At 67.3% G+C, this 17,692-nt stretch carries 12 protein-coding genes; 8 read left to right on the top strand and 4 right to left on the bottom strand.

Translation table 11 applies throughout. From position 1 onward, the window contains the following. Positions 1 to 1,026: 1,026 nt before the first annotated feature. Positions 1,027 to 1,608, bottom strand: a complete 582-nt coding sequence (locus ABOD76_RS02230) for a hypothetical protein (RefSeq protein ID WP_350241710.1) — start codon at positions 1,606 to 1,608, stop codon at positions 1,027 to 1,029. A 995-nt stretch (positions 1,609 to 2,603) separates the two neighbouring features. Here ABOD76_RS02230 and ABOD76_RS02235 point away from each other — a divergent pair. Continuing rightward, positions 2,604 to 3,500 carry an alpha/beta fold hydrolase gene (locus tag ABOD76_RS02235; protein WP_350241712.1) on the top strand — a complete coding sequence of 299 codons (897 nt, stop codon included), beginning with the start codon at positions 2,604 to 2,606 and terminating at the stop codon, positions 3,498 to 3,500. 226 nt (positions 3,501 to 3,726) lie between these two features. Here the strand turns inward: ABOD76_RS02235 and ABOD76_RS02240 are convergent, their stop codons facing one another. Continuing rightward, positions 3,727 to 4,491, bottom strand: a complete 765-nt coding sequence (locus ABOD76_RS02240) for a hypothetical protein (protein ID WP_350241714.1) — start codon at positions 4,489 to 4,491, stop codon at positions 3,727 to 3,729. A 143-nt stretch (positions 4,492 to 4,634) separates the two neighbouring features. On the opposite strand from ABOD76_RS02240, the gene ABOD76_RS02245 reads away from it, so the two are divergent. The 5 genes from ABOD76_RS02245 to ABOD76_RS02265 all read left to right on the top strand — a co-directional run bounded on the left by ABOD76_RS02245 (position 4,635) and on the right by ABOD76_RS02265 (position 10,912). Next, positions 4,635 to 6,686: a BTAD domain-containing putative transcriptional regulator gene (locus tag ABOD76_RS02245; RefSeq protein ID WP_350241716.1), complete on the top strand. Its 2,052-nt coding sequence runs from the start codon at positions 4,635 to 4,637 to the stop codon at positions 6,684 to 6,686. Positions 6,687 to 7,319: 633 nt separating this feature from the next. Next, positions 7,320 to 7,685 carry a hypothetical protein gene (locus tag ABOD76_RS02250; RefSeq protein WP_350241754.1) on the top strand — a complete coding sequence of 122 codons (366 nt, stop codon included), beginning with the start codon at positions 7,320 to 7,322 and terminating at the stop codon, positions 7,683 to 7,685. Positions 7,686 to 7,939: 254 nt separating this feature from the next. Continuing rightward, the gene (locus ABOD76_RS02255; protein WP_350241718.1) at positions 7,940 to 8,404 is read left to right on the top strand and encodes a DMT family transporter; all 465 of its coding nucleotides are present in this window, start codon (positions 7,940 to 7,942) and stop codon (positions 8,402 to 8,404) included. Next, a complete protein-coding gene (locus ABOD76_RS02260) occupies positions 8,401 to 8,919 on the top strand; it encodes a DMT family transporter (RefSeq protein WP_350241719.1) in 519 nt (172 codons plus the stop codon). The genes ABOD76_RS02255 and ABOD76_RS02260 overlap by 4 nt, the downstream gene beginning before the upstream one ends. A 1,195-nt stretch (positions 8,920 to 10,114) precedes the next feature. Then, positions 10,115 to 10,912 (top strand): hypothetical protein, encoded by a 798-nt coding sequence (locus ABOD76_RS02265; RefSeq protein ID WP_350241721.1) that lies wholly within the window; start codon positions 10,115 to 10,117, stop codon positions 10,910 to 10,912. A 428-nt stretch (positions 10,913 to 11,340) separates the two neighbouring features. Here ABOD76_RS02265 and ABOD76_RS02270 read toward each other — a convergent pair whose 3' ends face one another. Both ABOD76_RS02270 and ABOD76_RS02275 read right to left on the bottom strand, forming a co-directional pair. Beyond that, positions 11,341 to 12,195 (bottom strand): LysR substrate-binding domain-containing protein, encoded by an 855-nt coding sequence (locus tag ABOD76_RS02270; RefSeq protein ID WP_350241723.1) that lies wholly within the window; start codon positions 12,193 to 12,195, stop codon positions 11,341 to 11,343. Between the two features lie 634 nt (positions 12,196 to 12,829). Next, entirely contained in the window at positions 12,830 to 13,984 is a 1,155-nt protein-coding gene (locus tag ABOD76_RS02275) for a hypothetical protein (RefSeq protein WP_350241724.1), read from the bottom strand. 450 nt (positions 13,985 to 14,434) lie between these two features. On the opposite strand from ABOD76_RS02275, the gene ABOD76_RS02280 reads away from it, so the two are divergent. Both ABOD76_RS02280 and ABOD76_RS02285 read left to right on the top strand, forming a co-directional pair. Further along, entirely contained in the window at positions 14,435 to 15,259 is an 825-nt protein-coding gene (locus ABOD76_RS02280; protein WP_350241726.1) for a hypothetical protein, read from the top strand. A 136-nt stretch (positions 15,260 to 15,395) separates the two neighbouring features. Then, positions 15,396 to 17,537 carry a hypothetical protein gene (locus tag ABOD76_RS02285; RefSeq protein WP_350241728.1) on the top strand — a complete coding sequence of 714 codons (2,142 nt, stop codon included), beginning with the start codon at positions 15,396 to 15,398 and terminating at the stop codon, positions 17,535 to 17,537. Positions 17,538 to 17,692 lie beyond the last annotated feature (155 nt).

Consider the following 17,692-nt stretch of genomic DNA (forward strand, 5'->3'; position numbering starts at 1 on the left):
TGTGAACGGTCACAGCGTATAAAAGTCCCGGTCGAATGTCAATAGTCCCACTTTTCCGCTCGCACCGAACGTTCAGGGGCCTCGAAAAGGCTGTCACGGTACCTGATTCATTCGTTGACAGACACCGCCAACCGCTGTTCCCCCCTCGTCAAGAACCGTCTCGAGCCACCTCACGTATCACCTCGCGCGTCCAGGGAACCCACGTGCTGGGCAGGAGAACCTAGGGGAACGCGTCATGACCATCCTGTTGACGGACACGTTCAAGGGCAAATGCGGCGCCGCACGGGAACTCTGGACGGCAAGGCGGGCGATCCGCACCCATCAGCAGAGTGCCGGCCAAGGACACTCAACTAACCTGGACCTAGTGTTTAGATACCTCTTTAAATGAACCAAAAAATGGTGTGAGCGGTCACAAGACCGCCTTATATGAACGTTCATTTCACATGCGCCCTCCCTTTCCGTTGCGCCTTACGCAGGCGGCGCGACCAGCCTCAAGGTGGCTTATCCGGAGATCCAGCGCCACGGTCTTGTCACCCTCAAGCTGATGTCCTCCTCAGCCTGTGCCGCCCACCTTCCGGCCATGATCCAGTCGGATGTACAGGCATGAAACGCACCGTGCCCTCCGCACGCTTCTGGGCACGCTTTATGCCGTTGATCAAATCCAGGCCAGCGGTCCTGACCCTGTAGCCCAGCAAGACGCTGCAGGGCTGTCAATCGCGCCAGATCATGACGAACGCCAGGGCCAAGGTCTTTGACCAGTTCGAAGACGGCAGGATTGCGGCAGGAACACGGCGACGCACACTCTCCACCACAGGAGGCAACGACATGTCACGAAGAAACCGGACCGTTCTGGGGTTGATAACGGCCGCGCAGACCAGCGCATTCGCCGGGGCGGCGGAGGTCTGATCGACCTCTGGCCCTGTTGCGCCGCGACAGCAGGATCACGCAGCTGGAGGCGCTGGTCCCTGGGGACGCCGGGCCGCCGGGCCGCCGCCAGGACCGTGTCACATCCCTGTTCACTGTGAACTATGGGCAGGCGGGGTCGCTGCTCTGATACATCGCGTTGACGCGGTAGGTGTGCTTCGAACTCGCCTGCGAGCTGATGAGGTAGAACATCAGCCCGGCACCGGGGGTGTCCCCGCGCGACCAGTCGAAGGGCGGGCGGATCATGGTGCCCTGGCTGTCGGCGGGCACGAAGCTCTCGAGCCGGCCGCGGTCTAGGTCGGCCGCCCGGGCGATTTCACTCGTCACAGCCGCTTCGCCGTAGGGCAGGAAATACACTCTGGCGGCTTCGAACACGGACGTGATTTCCCTCGAGTCGCTGCTGAGGGCGATGTACGGCGTGCTGGCCCTCCCGGAGCAGGACACGGCGTTGCGTCCGACAACATCCAGTTGGAATTCACTGAACGGCTGGGTGTCGGTGGGCGTGACGCTCAGGAGGAAGCGCTGGAAATACGGGTCGTCTCCCACGCGCTTCAGGTGGCTGGGGCCGACGATCTCCTGCACCTGCTGCAGGGCGAGGCCGAAGGGGAGGTCGGCGGTCGGTGCGGGGGTGGTGGCGAACGCCATGCCCAGGCCCAGCAGCACAATCCAGCAGGCTTTCATCATGCCTTCATCTTAAAATGCATGAGGGTGGGCAAGGCCACACATGTGGCCCATTCACCGCGCAGAGCGCGTCACTCCGCGGTCACCCCCCGTTGCATACCGTCCGGGTGGGAGGAGCCCCGCATGAACACCAGGACTCGACAACTGACACCCGTGACGCCTAACACTCTGCCGCGCGCCCGCGCTTTGAGCCCCGCACCCCCACCAGCAGCATGTCTATCGCCGGCACCGTCATCGCCCCAAGCTGTTGAGACGTGCAGCGCACCATGATCATCACCTGCCGGTATAACTGCAATCCCGCACAGCTCCATTCCACGCGGGTCAGCACCAGAGGGACATGCGCGCCGTTTCGCCTCAAGGGGCTGAAGCCCGGCCCCGACTCCCTGCTCAGGTGGAAGGACAACACCGGCAGCCTGGAAGAGGGTGCCCGTCAGGAGGCCCTCACAGGAAGGAGGGACCTTGAACAGGGTGCTCAAGGCCCTGAATCATCCGGGTTCAAGCGGCCACCGGGTCCGTGGGGACCGGCCGTTGCACCGGGGACCCCCAGGCTCATGAGGAACGGAGGTGACGAGAAGGTTGCCCACCCGGCATGGCCGGTGAGCGCACTGACCGGTCGTGCCCGTGCGGCGCTCACCGGCCTGGCATGGGCTTCACCCTGCTCGTCGGGCCTGGCGTTGGGTGCCGCCACGCGACAGACACTGGCAGCCACCTTGGCGAACCCAGCGCCGTCCCCACCCCTCCCGCGCCGAGTGGAGAGACGACCAGCTCGACGGTCCGCCGCACAGCAGCTCACGCCGTACCCCTGGTGGTTCCAGGCGTCAGAAGGGCTGCTGATCATCGGGGGCGTCAGCACGGCGCCCCAGGTGTAGCGTGGGCCGGGGAACACTTGCAGGTGATGCGGTCGGTCCTGGGCGGCTGGACGACCCGTGCCGGGCGCGTGCACCTGCTCACGGCGCGCCGTGAGCAGGTGCACATCCGAGAGGACAGGAGGAACACCCATGACGCATGATTCGTTTGTCACACCCGGCCGACCGCATCACCTGCAGCTTTCGGACGGCCGACGGTTCGCCTGGTGCGAGTGGGGACCGCCGGATGGCCTGCCCGCTGTGTTCTGCACCGGCGCGGCGATGAGCGGCACGCTCGGCTTTGGCGTGCTGCAGCTCATGGACGTGGGCGTGCGCCTGATCGCCCCGGACCGCCCGGGCCTCGGCCGCTCGGACGCGCACCCAGGCAAGACGCTTCTGTCGTGGACGCAGGACGTTCGGCAGCTGCTGGATCATCTGGGTCAGCAGACGGCGGTGGGGGTGGGTTTCTCCCAGGGCGCGCCGTTCGCGCTGGCCCTCGCGGCCACTGGCGTGACGCTTGCAACGGCGGTGGTGTCGGGCCAGGACGAACTGGCGCACCCGCGGGTGCGGCCGCACGTCCACCCGGACGTGAACAGCATGCTGAACGCGATCGACGCGGACGCCGAGCGGTTCGAGCAGCACTTCGCGGGCTTCGCGACCGCCGACGGCTTGTGGGACCTGATCCTCGGCATGAGCGGCCCGGAAGACCGCGCGTTCTATCGGCAGCCGGCCTTCGACCACGCGTACCGCCGCGCGCTGCAGGAAGGTTTCTCGCAGGGCGCGTCCGGGTACGCGCGGGACCTGGTGAATGCCCTGCGTCCCTGGCCGTTCGCGGTGGAGCAGATTACCACCAGCGTGGACCTGTGGTACGGGGCGCGGGACACCAGCACCGTGCACGCTCCGGACTTCGGGCGGACGCTCGCCTCCAGGCTGCCGAACGCGACGCTGCATCTGCTCGAGCATGAGGGAGGCGCGCTGCTGTGGACCCGCGCTGCAGAGATCCTCCGCACCCTTTGTGCTCGGGCGGCTGCCGTGCCGACCCGCACCTGAGTGACGTGCACCTCCCGGAAGTAGACCAGCAGGAGCGGTCCCTGCCGCTCCAGTTCTCTCTGCCGCCGCGGGAGCGGGGGACCGTGACGCCGCATGCGGGCGCCTTCGCCGAGCGCTCCCGCCAGACCCGTTCCCTGAGACTCCTCAGCAAGCGGGCTGGCGGTTTGAACGGTGTGGACCGTTCCTGAGAGCCAACATCGGACCCACAGCCGGGTCCGGTCCTGGCCTACTCCATCCCGGTCACGGCGGTGAGGCCCGTGTGCCGGACATACCGCGCCGCTCCGGTGCGTCGGTCGAGCGTGAGCAGCTCCCCCTCGGCCGTGACGCCGTAGAGAGTTTCCCCGCGGAACGTCAGGCCGTAGACGTGGGCATAACCGGTCGGTCCGACGATGTGAACGACACCGGAATCCACATGGATCTCCACCAGCACATCTGAATCAAAGGACGTCATTGTCGCGTAGAGGGTCCCGTCAGCCGTCGCTGCCAGATCGCCACTGATGGGACCCAACGTTGAACGCAGGAACACGGGCGACGCGGCCCCCGTGACCACATCAAGTCGGTACAAGTGTCCACTGGCACTCCCGGCGAACAGACGCCCAGTTCGGTCAAACGCCAGAGCAGTCAGATCATGAACCCCCGACAATCCAATCAAAGTTTCACGACCCGTGAACACATTCAGCGCGTGAAGGGAGGAGTTGGTGATGCCATAGACGGCCCCCGACCCGCCGGCCCTCGCCAGGTCAACAAAGCTGGTCCTGGGCACCGGTGAAGGATGCGGGAGTGGTCCATCGTCACTGACCGGACCCAGGCTCACCGAGTACAACCGTTGCTCCGTACTGATCAGCACCTGGCCGGTAGACACGGGGCCTGGCTCTGCGCCCATGGGAGGGCCTGGAGAACAGGCCACGAACAGGACGCTGGCAACCATGAGCAACGGAACGATGCCGCGGGGAGACTGAAGTTGAGTGCTCGAGAGCTTGGATAAACGCATGGCGGCCTCCTGGCAGGTTTGGTTCGAACCTGCTGACAGTAGGCGGCGGGTCATGACACCCCGGTGACAGTCTCCCGTCACAGGTAGCAGCGTGGCCGTGATGTGCGCGTGGGTTCCGGCGCGCTCTGGGTAGACTGATCTCCATGCCAACCCCGCCGCTGTGGCAACTGCATCTGCTTGGGCAACCTCGCCTGATTTCGCCGGCAGGTGAACCCAGACGATGCGACCGGAAGCCGCTGGCGGTGCTGACCTATCTGGCGGTCGAGGGGTCCACGTCACGGTCCCGCCTCGCTGGCCTGCTGTGGCCCGACACCCTCGAGAGCACCGCCCGCAACAACCTGGTCCAGTTGCTCCGGCGCATGAAGCGGACGTACGGAGACGACCTTGTGACCGCGGGCGACACGCTGGAACTGAGCCCGCTGGTCCAGGTGATGTTGCCCGAATGGTTTCGCGGGTCCGGCACCCCGCAGGGCGAGGTGACGCCGCAGCCCGGCGAGCTGCTGGAAGGCGTTGATTTTGACGACATGCCGGATCTGGCCGACTGGCTGCTGAGTCAACGTGAACACATCGGTGCCGCCCAGACCGCCTGGCTTAACCAGATGGCCGCCGCCCTGGAAGAACGTGAAGAGTGGTCGGAGGCGATCAGGGTCGCGCAGACCCTGCTGCAACTGAATCCACTCTCCGAGGACCACTACCGCCTGCTGATGCGCCTGCAGTACCTCCACCATGACCGTTCGGCGGCCCTGCTCACCTTTCAGCGCTGTCAGCAAGTCCTGATGCGGGAGCTCGGGGTGGAGCCGATGCCCGTGACGACCCTCCTCGCCGAGGAAATCGAGCGGGGGGCCGTGGATGTGCGCGCCGCGCCGGTCAAAGTCCAGCTGCCCCTCTCGGTGCGGCGTCCACCGACCCTGATTGGCCGGACCGATCCGTGGCTGGCGATGGAGCGGGGCTGGAATCAGGGCCAGTTCATCATCCTGTCCGGCGCGCCAGGGGTCGGCAAATCCCGTCTGATGCATGACTTTGTGGCGACCAAGGGCAAGGTGCTGCGCGTCGAAGCCAAGCCGGGCGACATGCTGGTGCCGTATTCCACCACCGCCCGGAATCTCCTCACCATCCTGGCGGCCCACCCCGAATTCCGGTTGAAACCGTGGCAGCGACGTGCCCTGGCCCCCCTGCTGCCGGACCTGCTGGAAGACGGCGACCTGGACGTCCCGAACGTCGCGCCGTTGAGTGCGGTCATTCAGGAGATCTTCCAGATGGGCACCCAGGACGTGCAGGCGATTGTCTATGAAGACATGCAGTATGCCGACCCGGCCTCCATCGAGGCGGGTCTAGTGCTGATTTCCAGCGCGTTCCCGTTGGGACAGGGCAGCGGCGTTCCGATGATGCTGTGCACCGTCCGCAGTGACGAGCTGAACGCCAGCACCCAGGACGTCTTCCGGCAGATGACGCTGAACGGCCTGGCCACACAGATCGCGCTCTGTCCGTTGGCTGAAGCGGACATTTTCGCCCTGCTGGATGAACTCGAGGTGCCGCTGACGCAGGAGACGCGGCGTCGGCTGGCGCAATTCGCTGGCGGCAATCCCCTGTACCTGCTCGAAACCGTCCGCAACATGATTGAAAACGGGACCGCGGCCGAACATGCACCAGAGCGCTTTCCCGTGACGGACAAGGTCTCGCGCATCATCGACCGCCGGCTCGAACGACTGTCCAGAGGGGCGTTGATCACCGCCCGGGCGGCAAGTGTGCTGCAAAGTGATTTCAATCTCGAACTGATCTCAGACGTCCTCGGGGCGCAGCTGTTTGATGTGGCCGGGCATTGGGAGGAACTGTACGCGGCCCAGCTCGTGATGGGCGACAGTTTTGCCCACGACCTGGTCTACGAGACCATCCTGATGGGCATTTCGGATCCTGTCCGGCGCCTGTTGCACCGGGGAGCCGCACGCGCGCTGACCCGGGCTGGCGCTCCAAAGGCGCGCATTGCCGCGCACTGGCACAACAGTGGGTTGCTCCGGGAGGCTGCGCCCCTCTACGTCGAGGCGGCCCGGGAGGCGATGCTGCTGTCACGCATGCAGGAGGCGGACCACTTCTATCAACTGGCGATCGAGATGTACGAACAACTCGACGATCCTGCGCAGGCGGCGGCCGTGCGTGTCGCCCGCGCTGCCCTGAGCGCGCCGGCGGCGAACGGCTGACCGTCCGGGCGTCCTGACGGCTCGCTCCTTGCCGCGACAACCCAGCATCGCCCAGGTGTCACGCCTGTGTCATTCGGCACGGATTACTGTCGGTTCAACCGTGCCCATCCGGCCAAAGGGGTCCTGCATGTGTGCTCGATTGACCGCCCACCCGTTGCCTTTGACGGTTGCCCTTCTTGAGTGTCCTGCCCGCGCTGACGCTGCACCTGAACCTCAACGTTCGCCTGGGAACAGAGAGGAGGCGGGAGGCTCCCCTGCCGACCGTGATCCCTCAAGCGGCGCCTGCACTCCCCGCAAGCGCCGGGAACGCACAGCCTTCAACCCGGATGGTCCTGCTCGCCACGCCGGGACCGTGGTTGCGACGTCCCCTCGTCCCTTCGAACGGCTGCCCGCCGGCTCGAGCGGAGCCACACGGACCTGCACGAGGTGGAGGGCGCCCCATGCGGAAGGTCCCGGCGTGCCAGCCGGTGGGGTTGACTCACCTACACGGCCGACTCCCGAAGCCACCCGGCGGAGCACCCGATTCGATCGGTCGACCCTGAAGTTCGGAAGCGTCACGGCCGTGAGTCGCCGAACCCGCCCTCGTCGCGTTGAACCAGAAGGAGCGCTCCAGAGATGACCCAGACGCAGCCCATGATGATTCTGATCGCCGGCCCGTACCGAAGTGGCACCGGTGACGACCCGGAGAAAATGGCGGCCAATCTCCGACGCCTCGAACAGGTGTCGTGGCCGTTGTTCCAGGCTGGACATCTTCCCATGATCGGGGAATGGGCCGCCCTGCCGATCTGGAGGGCGGCGGGCGGGCGGCACACCGGCGACGCGCTGTATCAGCAGGTGCTGTACCCCACCGCCCACCGGCTGCTCGACCTGTGTCATGCCGTCCTCCGGATCGAAGGCGCCTCGACAGGCGCAGATCAGGATGTGCGGCGGGCCGAGGCGAGGGGCATTCCCGTCTATTACCGCCTTGAGGACGTCCCGGGCTGCGCTGCAGTGCGGTGAGGCTGGCGATGAGGCCCTCGCCTGCTCCCGCGCCGCAGGTGATCGGGAACCCAGACCGGGCTTCATCCGGACACGCGCCGACCCATCGATCGCGCGTTGCTCCGGGCGGACCGGGGTGGTCCAGCGGGCCCTCCCGAGGGCGTTCCCAGGCCACATCCCAGCGATCCGGCGCCCCCTCATCGCCTGAAGGTCGCTCTGGCGTGCGGCCCTTCATCCTGGAACCCTCAGCTCGTGTGCGGTCGGAGGAATCGTTGATGCTGTCAAAACCGTCGTTCCTGTTGCTCACCCTGGCCCTGACCACGCTCGGGGGCAGCCTCCTTCCCGTCCAGTTCGCGACGAACAGTGCCCTCGCGCAGGCGTTGGGTTCGGTCACCCTGGCCGGCGCAGTGTCCTACGGGGTGGGCAGCGCTGCTCTGTTCGCACTGCTGCGCCTGCAGCGGCACGCCCCAGCCTGGGCGAACGCAGGCCAGGCGCCCCGCTGGGCTTGGCTCGGCGGCGTGGTGGGGAGCGCCTACGTGGTGGGCAGCATGGTGCTGACCCGCGCGCTTGGCGCGCCACTGGCCACCACCCTGGTGATCACCGCGCAGCTGCTGACCGCCATTCTGCTCGATCACCACGGCGCGCTCGGGCTGCCCAGGCGGCGGATCAACAGGGCCCGGCTGCTCGCCATCACGCTGGCCCTGATGGCCCTGGCCGTTCGGTGGTGGGGAACGACATGAGTGTGCTGTTGATGCTCGGCACGCTGGGCGCCGGCCTGGGCTTGTCTGCCGGCCTGGCCTTCAACCTGAGGCTGGCGAACGCGTTGGGAACCCCGCTCGCCGCCACCCTGGTGAACTTTCTGGTGGGCGCCGCGCTGCTCGTCTCCCTCTGGGTTGTGGGCCTTGACGGTGCTCGCCCGACGGCCTGGCCCGCTCCGTGGATGCTCATGGGTGGGCTGCTCGGCGCCGCCTACGTCACCCTGAGTCTGATGGGCGCAGCCCGCCTGGGGGTCGCGGTCAGCACTGTCGCAGTCACGCTCGGGCAGATGCTGGGCGCGATGGTCATCGGGAGCACCGGATGGTTTCAGCAACCGGCCGGCCGTCCGGCCCTGACGGCAGTGATCAGCGCCGCGTTGCTTGTGGCGGCCGTGGTCGTGGTGTCACGCGACCGACAGACCGCAGCCGCTGGATCAGCCGACACGGCACGGAACCAGAGTGGCCCCCAGCACGACCCGCACCGTTCCGAGGCGAGGTAGCGAACGCCCACGGCCCAACGGGGTGGGTTGCCTTCCCGATGACCCACGCGTACGGCACCTACAGCACGCCACGGCGGGACGACACTGCAGTGTCGTCCCGCCGTGGCGTGCTTTGGACTGCACTCAGGGCGCCTTGAAGCTGGTTCAGGGTCAAGGCGCGTGCGGAAGGGCGTCCCATCCCACACGCAGGGAGCGGCGTGGCCGGCCCGCGGTTGTCCGGCCGACCTTCACGGTGGCTCCGCGAGCGGCTGAAGCTGGCTCCTGGTCATCAACGCGTCCGCCCACACACGCCCCGCCGGACGACGTTGCTGGGCTTCCACCGCCGGGAATAAATCTCAGGAGCAGGCTTCAGGCTCGGCCAAATGCGGCGCGCCATCACCCTCACGACGGGGCCGGTCATCCTGCCCAGGTCGGCGGGGCGCACAGCCATGCACGGTCGCGTCTGGGGGCCGCCTGGCGGCATGTTGCGCGAACAGGCGAGGACCGAACGCTGGTGGACCTGCATGAGCCTGCGGCTCTGTGGGGGCCCTGCCGTCGCCCGTGAGCTCAGGAATCACGTCAGTGGGCAGCGCGTGGATGGCCGGCACGGAGCTCCCACGGGCATTCAGCGTCGCGCGGATGTGGGCTCTCCTACGGGCATTGGCGCTGACGCGTCTTCATTGCGGAGTCCGGCTGCGCCCGCCGTCTGAAGTGCGCCTGCCATGCCTCACAGGCCAAACTTCGGCGCGTTCAGGGGACCTCCGTCCCTGGGGCGTCGAGGCTCTGGCCCCGGAACGACGCTGAGGCGCAGGTGTGAGGGACCAACCAGCCTGGTGGCGTGGCCGGTCCGTCGTCAAGGGCCCTGGATCACCCGCAGAGACGGGCGCATGGACAATGGCATGGTCGCCAGCCTCGCTCCCTGCCCGGCGGCCGCGCTGAGGGCACGCCAGGGGCTGCGCGTTCCCTCCCACACGATGTTCTGCTGAACCCTGCGGATGACTCCGCCTGGCCGGTGATGTCCATCATTCAAGTGTCACCCGGCGCTGTCTACAGTGCCGGCACGCTGCACAGCGTCAAGGAGACATACATGCGAACACTGATGCTTGGTTTGATGACCGCTGCCCTGCTCTCCGCCTGTGGGACGCCGCCGAGTCTCCCAGGAGGGAGTGGGCCCGGGACGGGCAACCCCGGTGGTGGGAACGGCGGAGGCGGGACCGTGGAGCACGGCGATCCGCCGCCGGCGGCCCTGCAGGGCGAGTGGCACTTCGGCTACGTCTCCCCCATCGAGTATTACGACCCGACCACCGGCAAGTACGCTGAGGCCAGCGGGACCAGCGCCATTCTGCACCTGAATCCGGACGGCACCTTCACCGGGTCCAGCATCTCGGTGATCACCGTGGGCGCCTGCAGCACCAAACTCCTGGTGATCAGTGATGGCCTGCTCAAGTTCAACGGGCAGTCCATGACCAAGATCGATAAGCACGTCAAATTTTCGATGTTGGAAACCTGCTCCGGCAAGGTGACCACCGGCGGGACGCTGACCAACAAAACCAGCACCTGGAAGGTAGAGGGGGAAGGGGACGCGGCGGTGCTGACCATCACCGATGATCAGGGCGCCACCGGCCGCTGGAACCGCCCGCGGGTCGTCACTGCTCCAGGAGATCCGCAACCGGGCAAGACCTACACGCTGTCCGGCACCTTGACGGCCCCGAGTGGCCATTCGCTCTACGGCACGGCGGTGATCGTCTGCCCGAAAGCGACCGGCTGCGAGCATGGAGGCGACAAGACCAAATGGTTCAAGACCGGCTCAGAACTCAATGCCACCACCTGGGAAATCAAAGGCATGACGGACGAACCGTACCTGGTCTACGCCTGGCAGGATGTGGACCATAACAAGGAATTCTCGGTAGGCGACTGGTTCGACAAGGCCTTCGCCTCCGGTAACGGGGTCATCACGAACCCCGCCGCTGGAACGTCGGTCCACTTCGTGATGGAAGAGATCACCGAGGAGTGACACGGACGGGGGACAGGGGGGGCACCGGCGCGGTCCTGGATCGCGCTGCCATCCCCAGGACCCCGTCCGCTTCCGTGGCGGCCACAGCCCTCCACCAGGAGCTTGGGCGACGAGCGAGTCACCCGCTGGTCGAGCACTGGCCGGCTCGGGACGGCGCTCCCCACCGGTCACCGCTCACGGACGTGCGGTCGCCACGCCGCGACGCGCGTCAGGTCGCCTGAGTGAGCGCGCTGGATTCAAGCCCGCCGGCGCGCGGCTGCCCCCACCCGGAAGGGCTGCATCGGGGAGATGGGGTGTAGCCGACCTCCAGGAAGCACCCGTGCCGGTTGGTTCCGCCGGAAGGAAACCTTCGGTGGCGCCTCAGCCTCAGCACCGCCCTTCGCGCCGCTTCGTCCGGGGAAGTGGCCGATGTGCTGGTCAGGCGGTGCCTAGATGGAGCGCTGTTCCATGACGTCCAGCACCGTGTGCTTCACCAGGTCGCTGAGGCGCTCCACCACTGGCGACGCCGTGGCTTCTGAGCGGTGCAGGCTCAACGTGATGCTGGGAAGGTCCGGTAAGTCTGGATGGTCCAGCGGCCGCACACCTTTCGGCACGCTCAGGGCGGTGCGGGGCGTCACGCCGAGGCCTGCCGCGAGCGCGGCCCACAGCCCCGCAAGGCTGGGGCTGGTGAACGTCACACGCCAGGGAATTCCCGCGGAGTCCAGGCGGGCCATGGCCAAGGTCCGAAACAGGCAGGGGCTCTCGAACACGGCCAGTGGGAGTGGAGGGTGCAGCACGTGCGACGGGTCTGGAGGACCAAACCACCGGATCGGCAAGGTCGCCAGGGAGTCCACGTAGGCTGTTCTCGTCTCGCCCCACGCCAGCGCGAGATCAAGGTCACCGTTGTTGACGCCGGCGAGCAGATCCGCGTTGCGCGTGATGCGCACCTGAATACTGATCCGGGGATGGGTGCGGGCGAAGGCGCCGAGCACCTGAGGCAGCAGCGATTCCCCAAAGTCCTCCTGCACACCCAGGCGAACCGTCCCGGCCATCTCATTCCCACGCACCGCGGCCACCGCGTCATCATTCAGTTCAAGCAGCCGGCGGGCATACACCAGAAACGCCTCTCCCGCGTCCGTCAGGACCAAGCCACGACCTGACTTGCGCAGCAGTTCTGTGCCCAGCTGAGCCTCAAGCTTCTTCAGTTGGGTGCTGACGGCAGAGGGGGAGCGCGACAGCTTGATCGCCGCCTGGCTGAAGCTGCCCAGATCAACGCCATACACAAGGGTCCGGATCACGTCCATGTCGAGGTTGGTATGCCGCCGCATCATTTGATTTTATCGAATGAACACCACCGGTGGTACACATAAAGAGGAGCATCCTCGAGGCGCGAGAGGGACAGCCGATGGGTGACGGGTCGGGCACGGGGTCCGGCCCTGGCCGGGCGTGCTCCATCACGCCCGGCTGAAGGTTGCGGTGTGTCCGAATGGCAGAGCAGGAAACCCGGTGGGCCACAGGGAGCATTTACCAACCCCGTCGGCACGGTGGATCACGCCATCAGGAAAGCTGCCGTTTGGCCAACCTTGCCCCAGCCGAGTCCATGACGAAGCGCTGCGGCCGTTCCCTGGGACGCACGGTCCTCGGCGGACAGACATGGCGGGCGCCCAGGCCCGCGTCGGGCGCCCGACGCGCCTCCAGCACGCGCCAATGTGGGTCCCGACGTGAGCTCACCTGAAGCGCAACCGCCCCCCAGGGCAATCTGGCGCGCGCCGTGCTGCTCACCCCCGCCCGAGCGGCCGGCCACGCGAGACCCACGGCCAGAGTAATCCCCTGCCCGGTGCTGGACCGTGCCGAAACCTCCCTGCTTCAGAGATCCCACCGCCGGAACCGCTGGGTGACGCGCTGTGCCCGGCTGGAGTGGAGCAGCCCGCTGGTCAATCAAAACGCCAGGAGGGCCTGCAGGATGGCCCGCACCCGAGGCGATTTGATGACGTCCGGTGAAATACCCAGGAACACCCCGCTGGAGGTGTGGCTCGGTCCGAGCCCATGACGTCCGAGCGCGACGGCGCCCACGGACTTGATGTTCTGTTGGTTCAGCAGTGGTCCGGTGACGAGCCGCTGGACCGACGGCTCGTCCAGAGGATAAAACCCCACACGGAGACTGTTTCCGCCCGAGACGTCCAGGCTGCCGAACGCGCCCAGAGGCGAACCGGCGACGGGCGTGACCTGGTACGCATCGCGGGCATACGCGCCGTGGTACCCCGCTGCCCCGAACACCGCTTTGAGAAACGCCCGCTGCTCGCGCTGGGCCGGCAGATCATTCGCGTCCGGCTCGGTCGTCTGGAAGACATTTGCTGCGCCAGCCATGTTCACCACCAGCGCTGGCGCGCTCAGGATCAGCTTCCGGGCGTCGTCGTCGAGAAAGGTCCTGAGGTTGATCAGGTCCTGCTCCAACGGGATCTGATAGTCCTGATTTCCTGTGTACCACAGCACGCCTGAATACTTGCGCAGGGTCGCGATGCCCGGACCGCCAATGGTGGGCAGGTCCGACGTCATCGAACCCCGCTTCACGGCGTAGATGTCAAAGGCGCGGCCCGCCAGCGTCTGTTTCATCAGGGTATCCAGCGCGGATTCCTTCGCCTTGGGATCCGGCCGGTGGGCTGCCGTCACCACGGCATTGTTCTCGCTGCGGTCCGCGTCAACCAGGAGCCAGCGCTCCACGTTAACCTGCAGGGCCAGCGTTGTGGTCAGCGATCCGCTCGTTGCCCGGACCACCAGTGGGTACGTCCCGACCGGGACCTCCGCACCCACATTGAGTTTCAAGGTGCTGCTGCCCGCCTTGAACCCGCCAAAAACAGCGCTGATCTTTGTGGCGCCGGTGCCGGCACCCGCCCCTTCCAGGGCAAAACGCACCGGTCCTGAAGCTGGCAGACCAGCGGCGCGCACGGTGGTCTCTGCGCTTTGTGCGGTGCCCAGGGTCCAGGCGGTTTTGGGGGCGGTCAGCGTGACCTCCGGTGCGGCCGCGGCCGCCGTGACCGAAAGGCACAGGGCCGCCGTGACGCTCAACAGGTTTGCAATGGACATCTGGTGCATGGGGGTCTCCTCGAAGCTGTCTCTGTTGGCACCCTATGCACCTCACGATGACGGCCTGATGACACCGCCAGTCCGGCGTTGATCAGCAGCGCCGTCCCGCGAGAGGCAGGGCGAACCGGGCAGGAGGGACAGGCGCCACCCGACGTTCCTGCCCGGCGCTGCGGATCGGCGAGGTGCGGCCTGGCCTGTTCGTTCGGCACCGTCCCCGTTCGGAACCGGACGCAGGAAGTCCGGCGAATGGGGGCTGGCCGCGAACACCGCGAGGACCGGCCCGGCAGGAACGTCGGTTCGCCCTGCCGTACCGGTCCGCAGGTGGGCCGCCCGGGCCGGACGCAGGCTTGACCCGCTCACCCTGCAACGCTGGCCTGTCCCCTACACGTCATGGGGGTGTCACCGCCTGCCGTTTAGGGTGACCGCCAGCGGCCGGGGATCCGGCCCAAGGAGCCTGACATGAACATCACACGACGCCTCCTGACGCTCTCGGTGCTCTGCGCTGGCGTGGCTTCCGCCGCCAGCGTCCCCGAAGCGCTCCAGGGTCAATGGGAATACGGCTCGGTCTCACCGATCGAGTATTACGACACCACCACGGGCAAATACGCGGAGAGCAGCGGCACCAGCGAGATCATCCGCATCAAGGCCGACGGCAGCTACGAACGCAACGGCATCATCGTGGTGACGACGTACGGCTGCACGTCCAAACTGCTGACCAGCAGCAAGGGCAAGGTCACGCTGGACGGCAATCTCCTGACGCTGACGCCGACGAGCGCGTACAACAAAGGCTACACCTGCTCGCCCAGCAAGAGCTACGAAACGCGCGCCCTGATCCCCTCCACCTTCACGTGGAAACTGACCGGGGACGTGCTGGTGCTGGGCGACCCCACCGGCAAAACGCTGGACAGCCGCTACAACCGCCCGCGCTCCCTGTCGGCCAGTCCCGCCACACCGCCGGACCGCCGTGTCAGCGGCATGCTCCGGGCGCCGCAGAATCACCGCCTGAACGGCGCGGCGGTGATCGCCTGCCGGGTCGACCGGGGCTGCGGCGCAGAGGACGGCAGCGTCCGCTTCGTCCTGCTGTCTGGCGCGGGCGCGCAGCCGTTCACCCTCGATCACCTGGACGCCACGCCCTACGAACTCCTGGCCTGGGAAGACACCAACGGCAACGGCACCCCCGACCAGGGCGACTGGGTGGATACCGCGTCGGCCAGGGGGGCCGACGGCCTGACGCTGACGCCGCCCATGACCAACGTGTCCCTGACGCTTGAACTGTGGCGGTGAGGGACAGCGGCACGCCGGCCACGCGGCACCGCCGACGACCAGGCGCTGATCACGGCCGCACGGCGCTTCGTGGGAGGAGCCCGCGCACTTGACGCTCCGCTTCACCCGTCCATGCCTTCACCCCTGAGGAGACCCCATGCGTTACCCCGTGCTCCGCCGCGTCCTGCTGCTGTCCATCCTGCTGCTCCCGTCCTGCTCGTCACCGGTTCATCCGCCCGGCACCACGCCGCCCGGATCCGGCGGTTCACCGGGTGGTCCCGATGCGGAGGCCCTGGCTGCCCTGGATCGGCAGGCCACCGCGCTGGCGCTTCAGGTTGCCGGTGGCAACGTGAACGCGCTGGACCAGGCCCTGAAGGCGTCCGGCATCGCGGTGCGCCGGGTGTCCGGCGAAATGATCGCGCCGCCGGCGCAGCCCGCCCTGGGTCTGGCGTTGGCAGACCACGACCCTGAGGCCCTCGCCCACCTGCAGGCCCGGGGCGGAACCATCACTCTGCAGGACCTGGCCGACACCCTCAAGGTGGTGTGGCCCCAGGCGGACGCTGCCCGGTTGCCGGCCCTGATTCAGTCGGATCTGCGGGCGGGCGTGGAGAGCACCGTGCCCACCGTGCGCTTCTGGTCCCGCCTCGTGGTGGCGCTCGGCGCCAGTACGCCCGCCGGGGCCACGCTGTTGACCAGCGCTGCGCCGGGGGAGGTCACGATCAACGCAGCCCAGCAGAGCCTGTTGCTGCTGCGCCTGGCCGGCGGCACCGCACGACTCGCCCAGTCCAGAGGCGCGGCGGTGCCGACGCAACCGGCTGCCGGCGTCCGGGCGCTCAGCGCGGCCGCGCCGTGCACCTTTGGCGGCACCGAGGGCACCATCATGGACGGCGCGGCCACCGCCATCACCACCGGCGTCGGGGAGCTGCTGGGGTACCTGGATTCGGTGAGCGCCCTGCCCGGCGAAAGCGCGGCGGACGCGGCGTCGGGCCTGCTGAGCAAGACCAACCTGATCCTCAGTTACCTGAAGTTCACGCTGACCCTCGCCAGCTTCCGGCTGGATCTCAGCAGCGACACCGACACCGTAGAACGCACCCGCAGCACCACGCACAATGGCGAGGGGGTCGTGACGGCGCGGGCCAAGGTGTCCTACGACCTCGGGGCCAGCTGGCAGTACGCCAACTGTTTCCGTCTGGCCTTCAACGCCGCCGGTCTGGATTTCAGCTCGCCCAACGCCGGAGTGGTGGAGGGGGCGGACGTGCGCTGGCGCATCTTCGCCGCGCAGGGCGACGGGTCGTACGCGGATCAGCACCTCAGCGTAATCGCCGCGCGCGCCGGCGAGGAGGTGATGCACGATAAGACCGACGGTGCAGGTGTGGCCGAGGTGCACCTGGAGGGGCTGAAACAGAGCGCAGACCTGGGACCCGCGCCCACCGCCGTTATGAAGCGCGGGGAGGTGAGCGCCGTCACGTCCATCAAGACGGCGTCCATCGCGAGCGACCTGGTCGACGCCATCGGTTCGGGCCTGGGCGGTGTCGGCGGGCTCCTGGGCATGCCCGCCGAGCTGATGTACCGCATGTGGCCGCTGTCGTCCACGCTGGCGCTCCAGGTGCGTGACTGGGCACCCACCTGCGCGAACGTGCAGGGCGACACCTGCTGGCTCGGCACCGTCACGGTGGAGGACCACCGACTGGAACAGCTGGAACTGCGCGACCCGAACAAGCAGCCGGCTGGTCTGGAGGTGACCCGGGCCGACACCAGCGCGGTTTACACCATCACCTCGGGCTCGGGGCCCGGAGCCCACAGCCACACGGCGGTGCTGCGCACCCAGGGCACCTTTCAAAGCCATTACGCGCACCACCTGAAGTACGACGCCACCTACGACGTGGTGTGTGCGGACGAGAAGACCCACCGCACCAACGTGGAGAAGAACACCGTCGACGAGGAGTCCAGCGCCCAGACCTCCAGCGAAGGCACCCTCAGCCTGAGCCTGCCGCCGGACGGGCCGTACACGCTCAGCCTGTCATACATGTACGGGGCCAAAACCGAAGCCGTCCCCGGCCACATCCACAGCACCGCCTACTTCAAGGGCGGCTGCAATCCCTACGCCGACACGAACACGTCCCACGACATGCCCAACGAACGCACCCACGCCTGGGGTGGATTTGACGTGGAGGGCCAGGCCCACACGGAAAACGGCGTGACCAGCCTGGCGGGCAGCAAGACCCTGACCCTGCAGGTGGACGGCCTGCCCACCACCCGCACAGTCACCTGGCAGGTCCAGCGGATCACCGTGCCGTGAGCGGGCCCGGACGACCAGCCCACTGGTGGTCCACCCCGGTTCAGTTGCCCGGGTGAAATGAAACGCGCAGCGGCCGCCCGACGCGGTGCCGCCGAATCCACCATCACGGGCACGGCCGGGTCCAGCCACGCCGCCGCAGGGGGAACCGGCAGGAG

Source organism: Deinococcus sonorensis KR-87 (genome assembly GCF_040256395.1).
Classification (GTDB): domain Bacteria; phylum Deinococcota; class Deinococci; order Deinococcales; family Deinococcaceae; genus Deinococcus; species Deinococcus sonorensis.

What these genes read in the sequence shown, in the direction of transcription:
- ABOD76_RS02285 (WP_350241728.1), top strand. Translation starts at nt 15,396, where the DNA reads ATGCGTTACCCCGTGCTCCGCCGCGTCCTGCTGCTGTCCATCCTGCTG.
- ABOD76_RS02245 (WP_350241716.1), top strand. Translation starts at nt 4,635, where the DNA reads ATGCCAACCCCGCCGCTGTGGCAACTGCATCTGCTTGGGCAACCTCGC.
- ABOD76_RS02275 (WP_350241724.1), bottom strand. Translation starts at nt 13,984, where the DNA reads ATGCACCAGATGTCCATTGCAAACCTGTTGAGCGTCACGGCGGCCCTG.
- ABOD76_RS02260 (WP_350241719.1), top strand. Translation starts at nt 8,401, where the DNA reads ATGAGTGTGCTGTTGATGCTCGGCACGCTGGGCGCCGGCCTGGGCTTG.
- ABOD76_RS02250 (WP_350241754.1), top strand. Translation starts at nt 7,320, where the DNA reads ATGATGATTCTGATCGCCGGCCCGTACCGAAGTGGCACCGGTGACGAC.
- ABOD76_RS02235 (WP_350241712.1), top strand. Translation starts at nt 2,604, where the DNA reads ATGACGCATGATTCGTTTGTCACACCCGGCCGACCGCATCACCTGCAG.
- ABOD76_RS02270 (WP_350241723.1), bottom strand. Translation starts at nt 12,195, where the DNA reads ATGGACGTGATCCGGACCCTTGTGTATGGCGTTGATCTGGGCAGCTTC.
- ABOD76_RS02255 (WP_350241718.1), top strand. Translation starts at nt 7,940, where the DNA reads ATGCTGTCAAAACCGTCGTTCCTGTTGCTCACCCTGGCCCTGACCACG.
- ABOD76_RS02280 (WP_350241726.1), top strand. Translation starts at nt 14,435, where the DNA reads ATGAACATCACACGACGCCTCCTGACGCTCTCGGTGCTCTGCGCTGGC.
- ABOD76_RS02230 (WP_350241710.1), bottom strand. Translation starts at nt 1,608, where the DNA reads ATGATGAAAGCCTGCTGGATTGTGCTGCTGGGCCTGGGCATGGCGTTC.
- ABOD76_RS02240 (WP_350241714.1), bottom strand. Translation starts at nt 4,491, where the DNA reads ATGCGTTTATCCAAGCTCTCGAGCACTCAACTTCAGTCTCCCCGCGGC.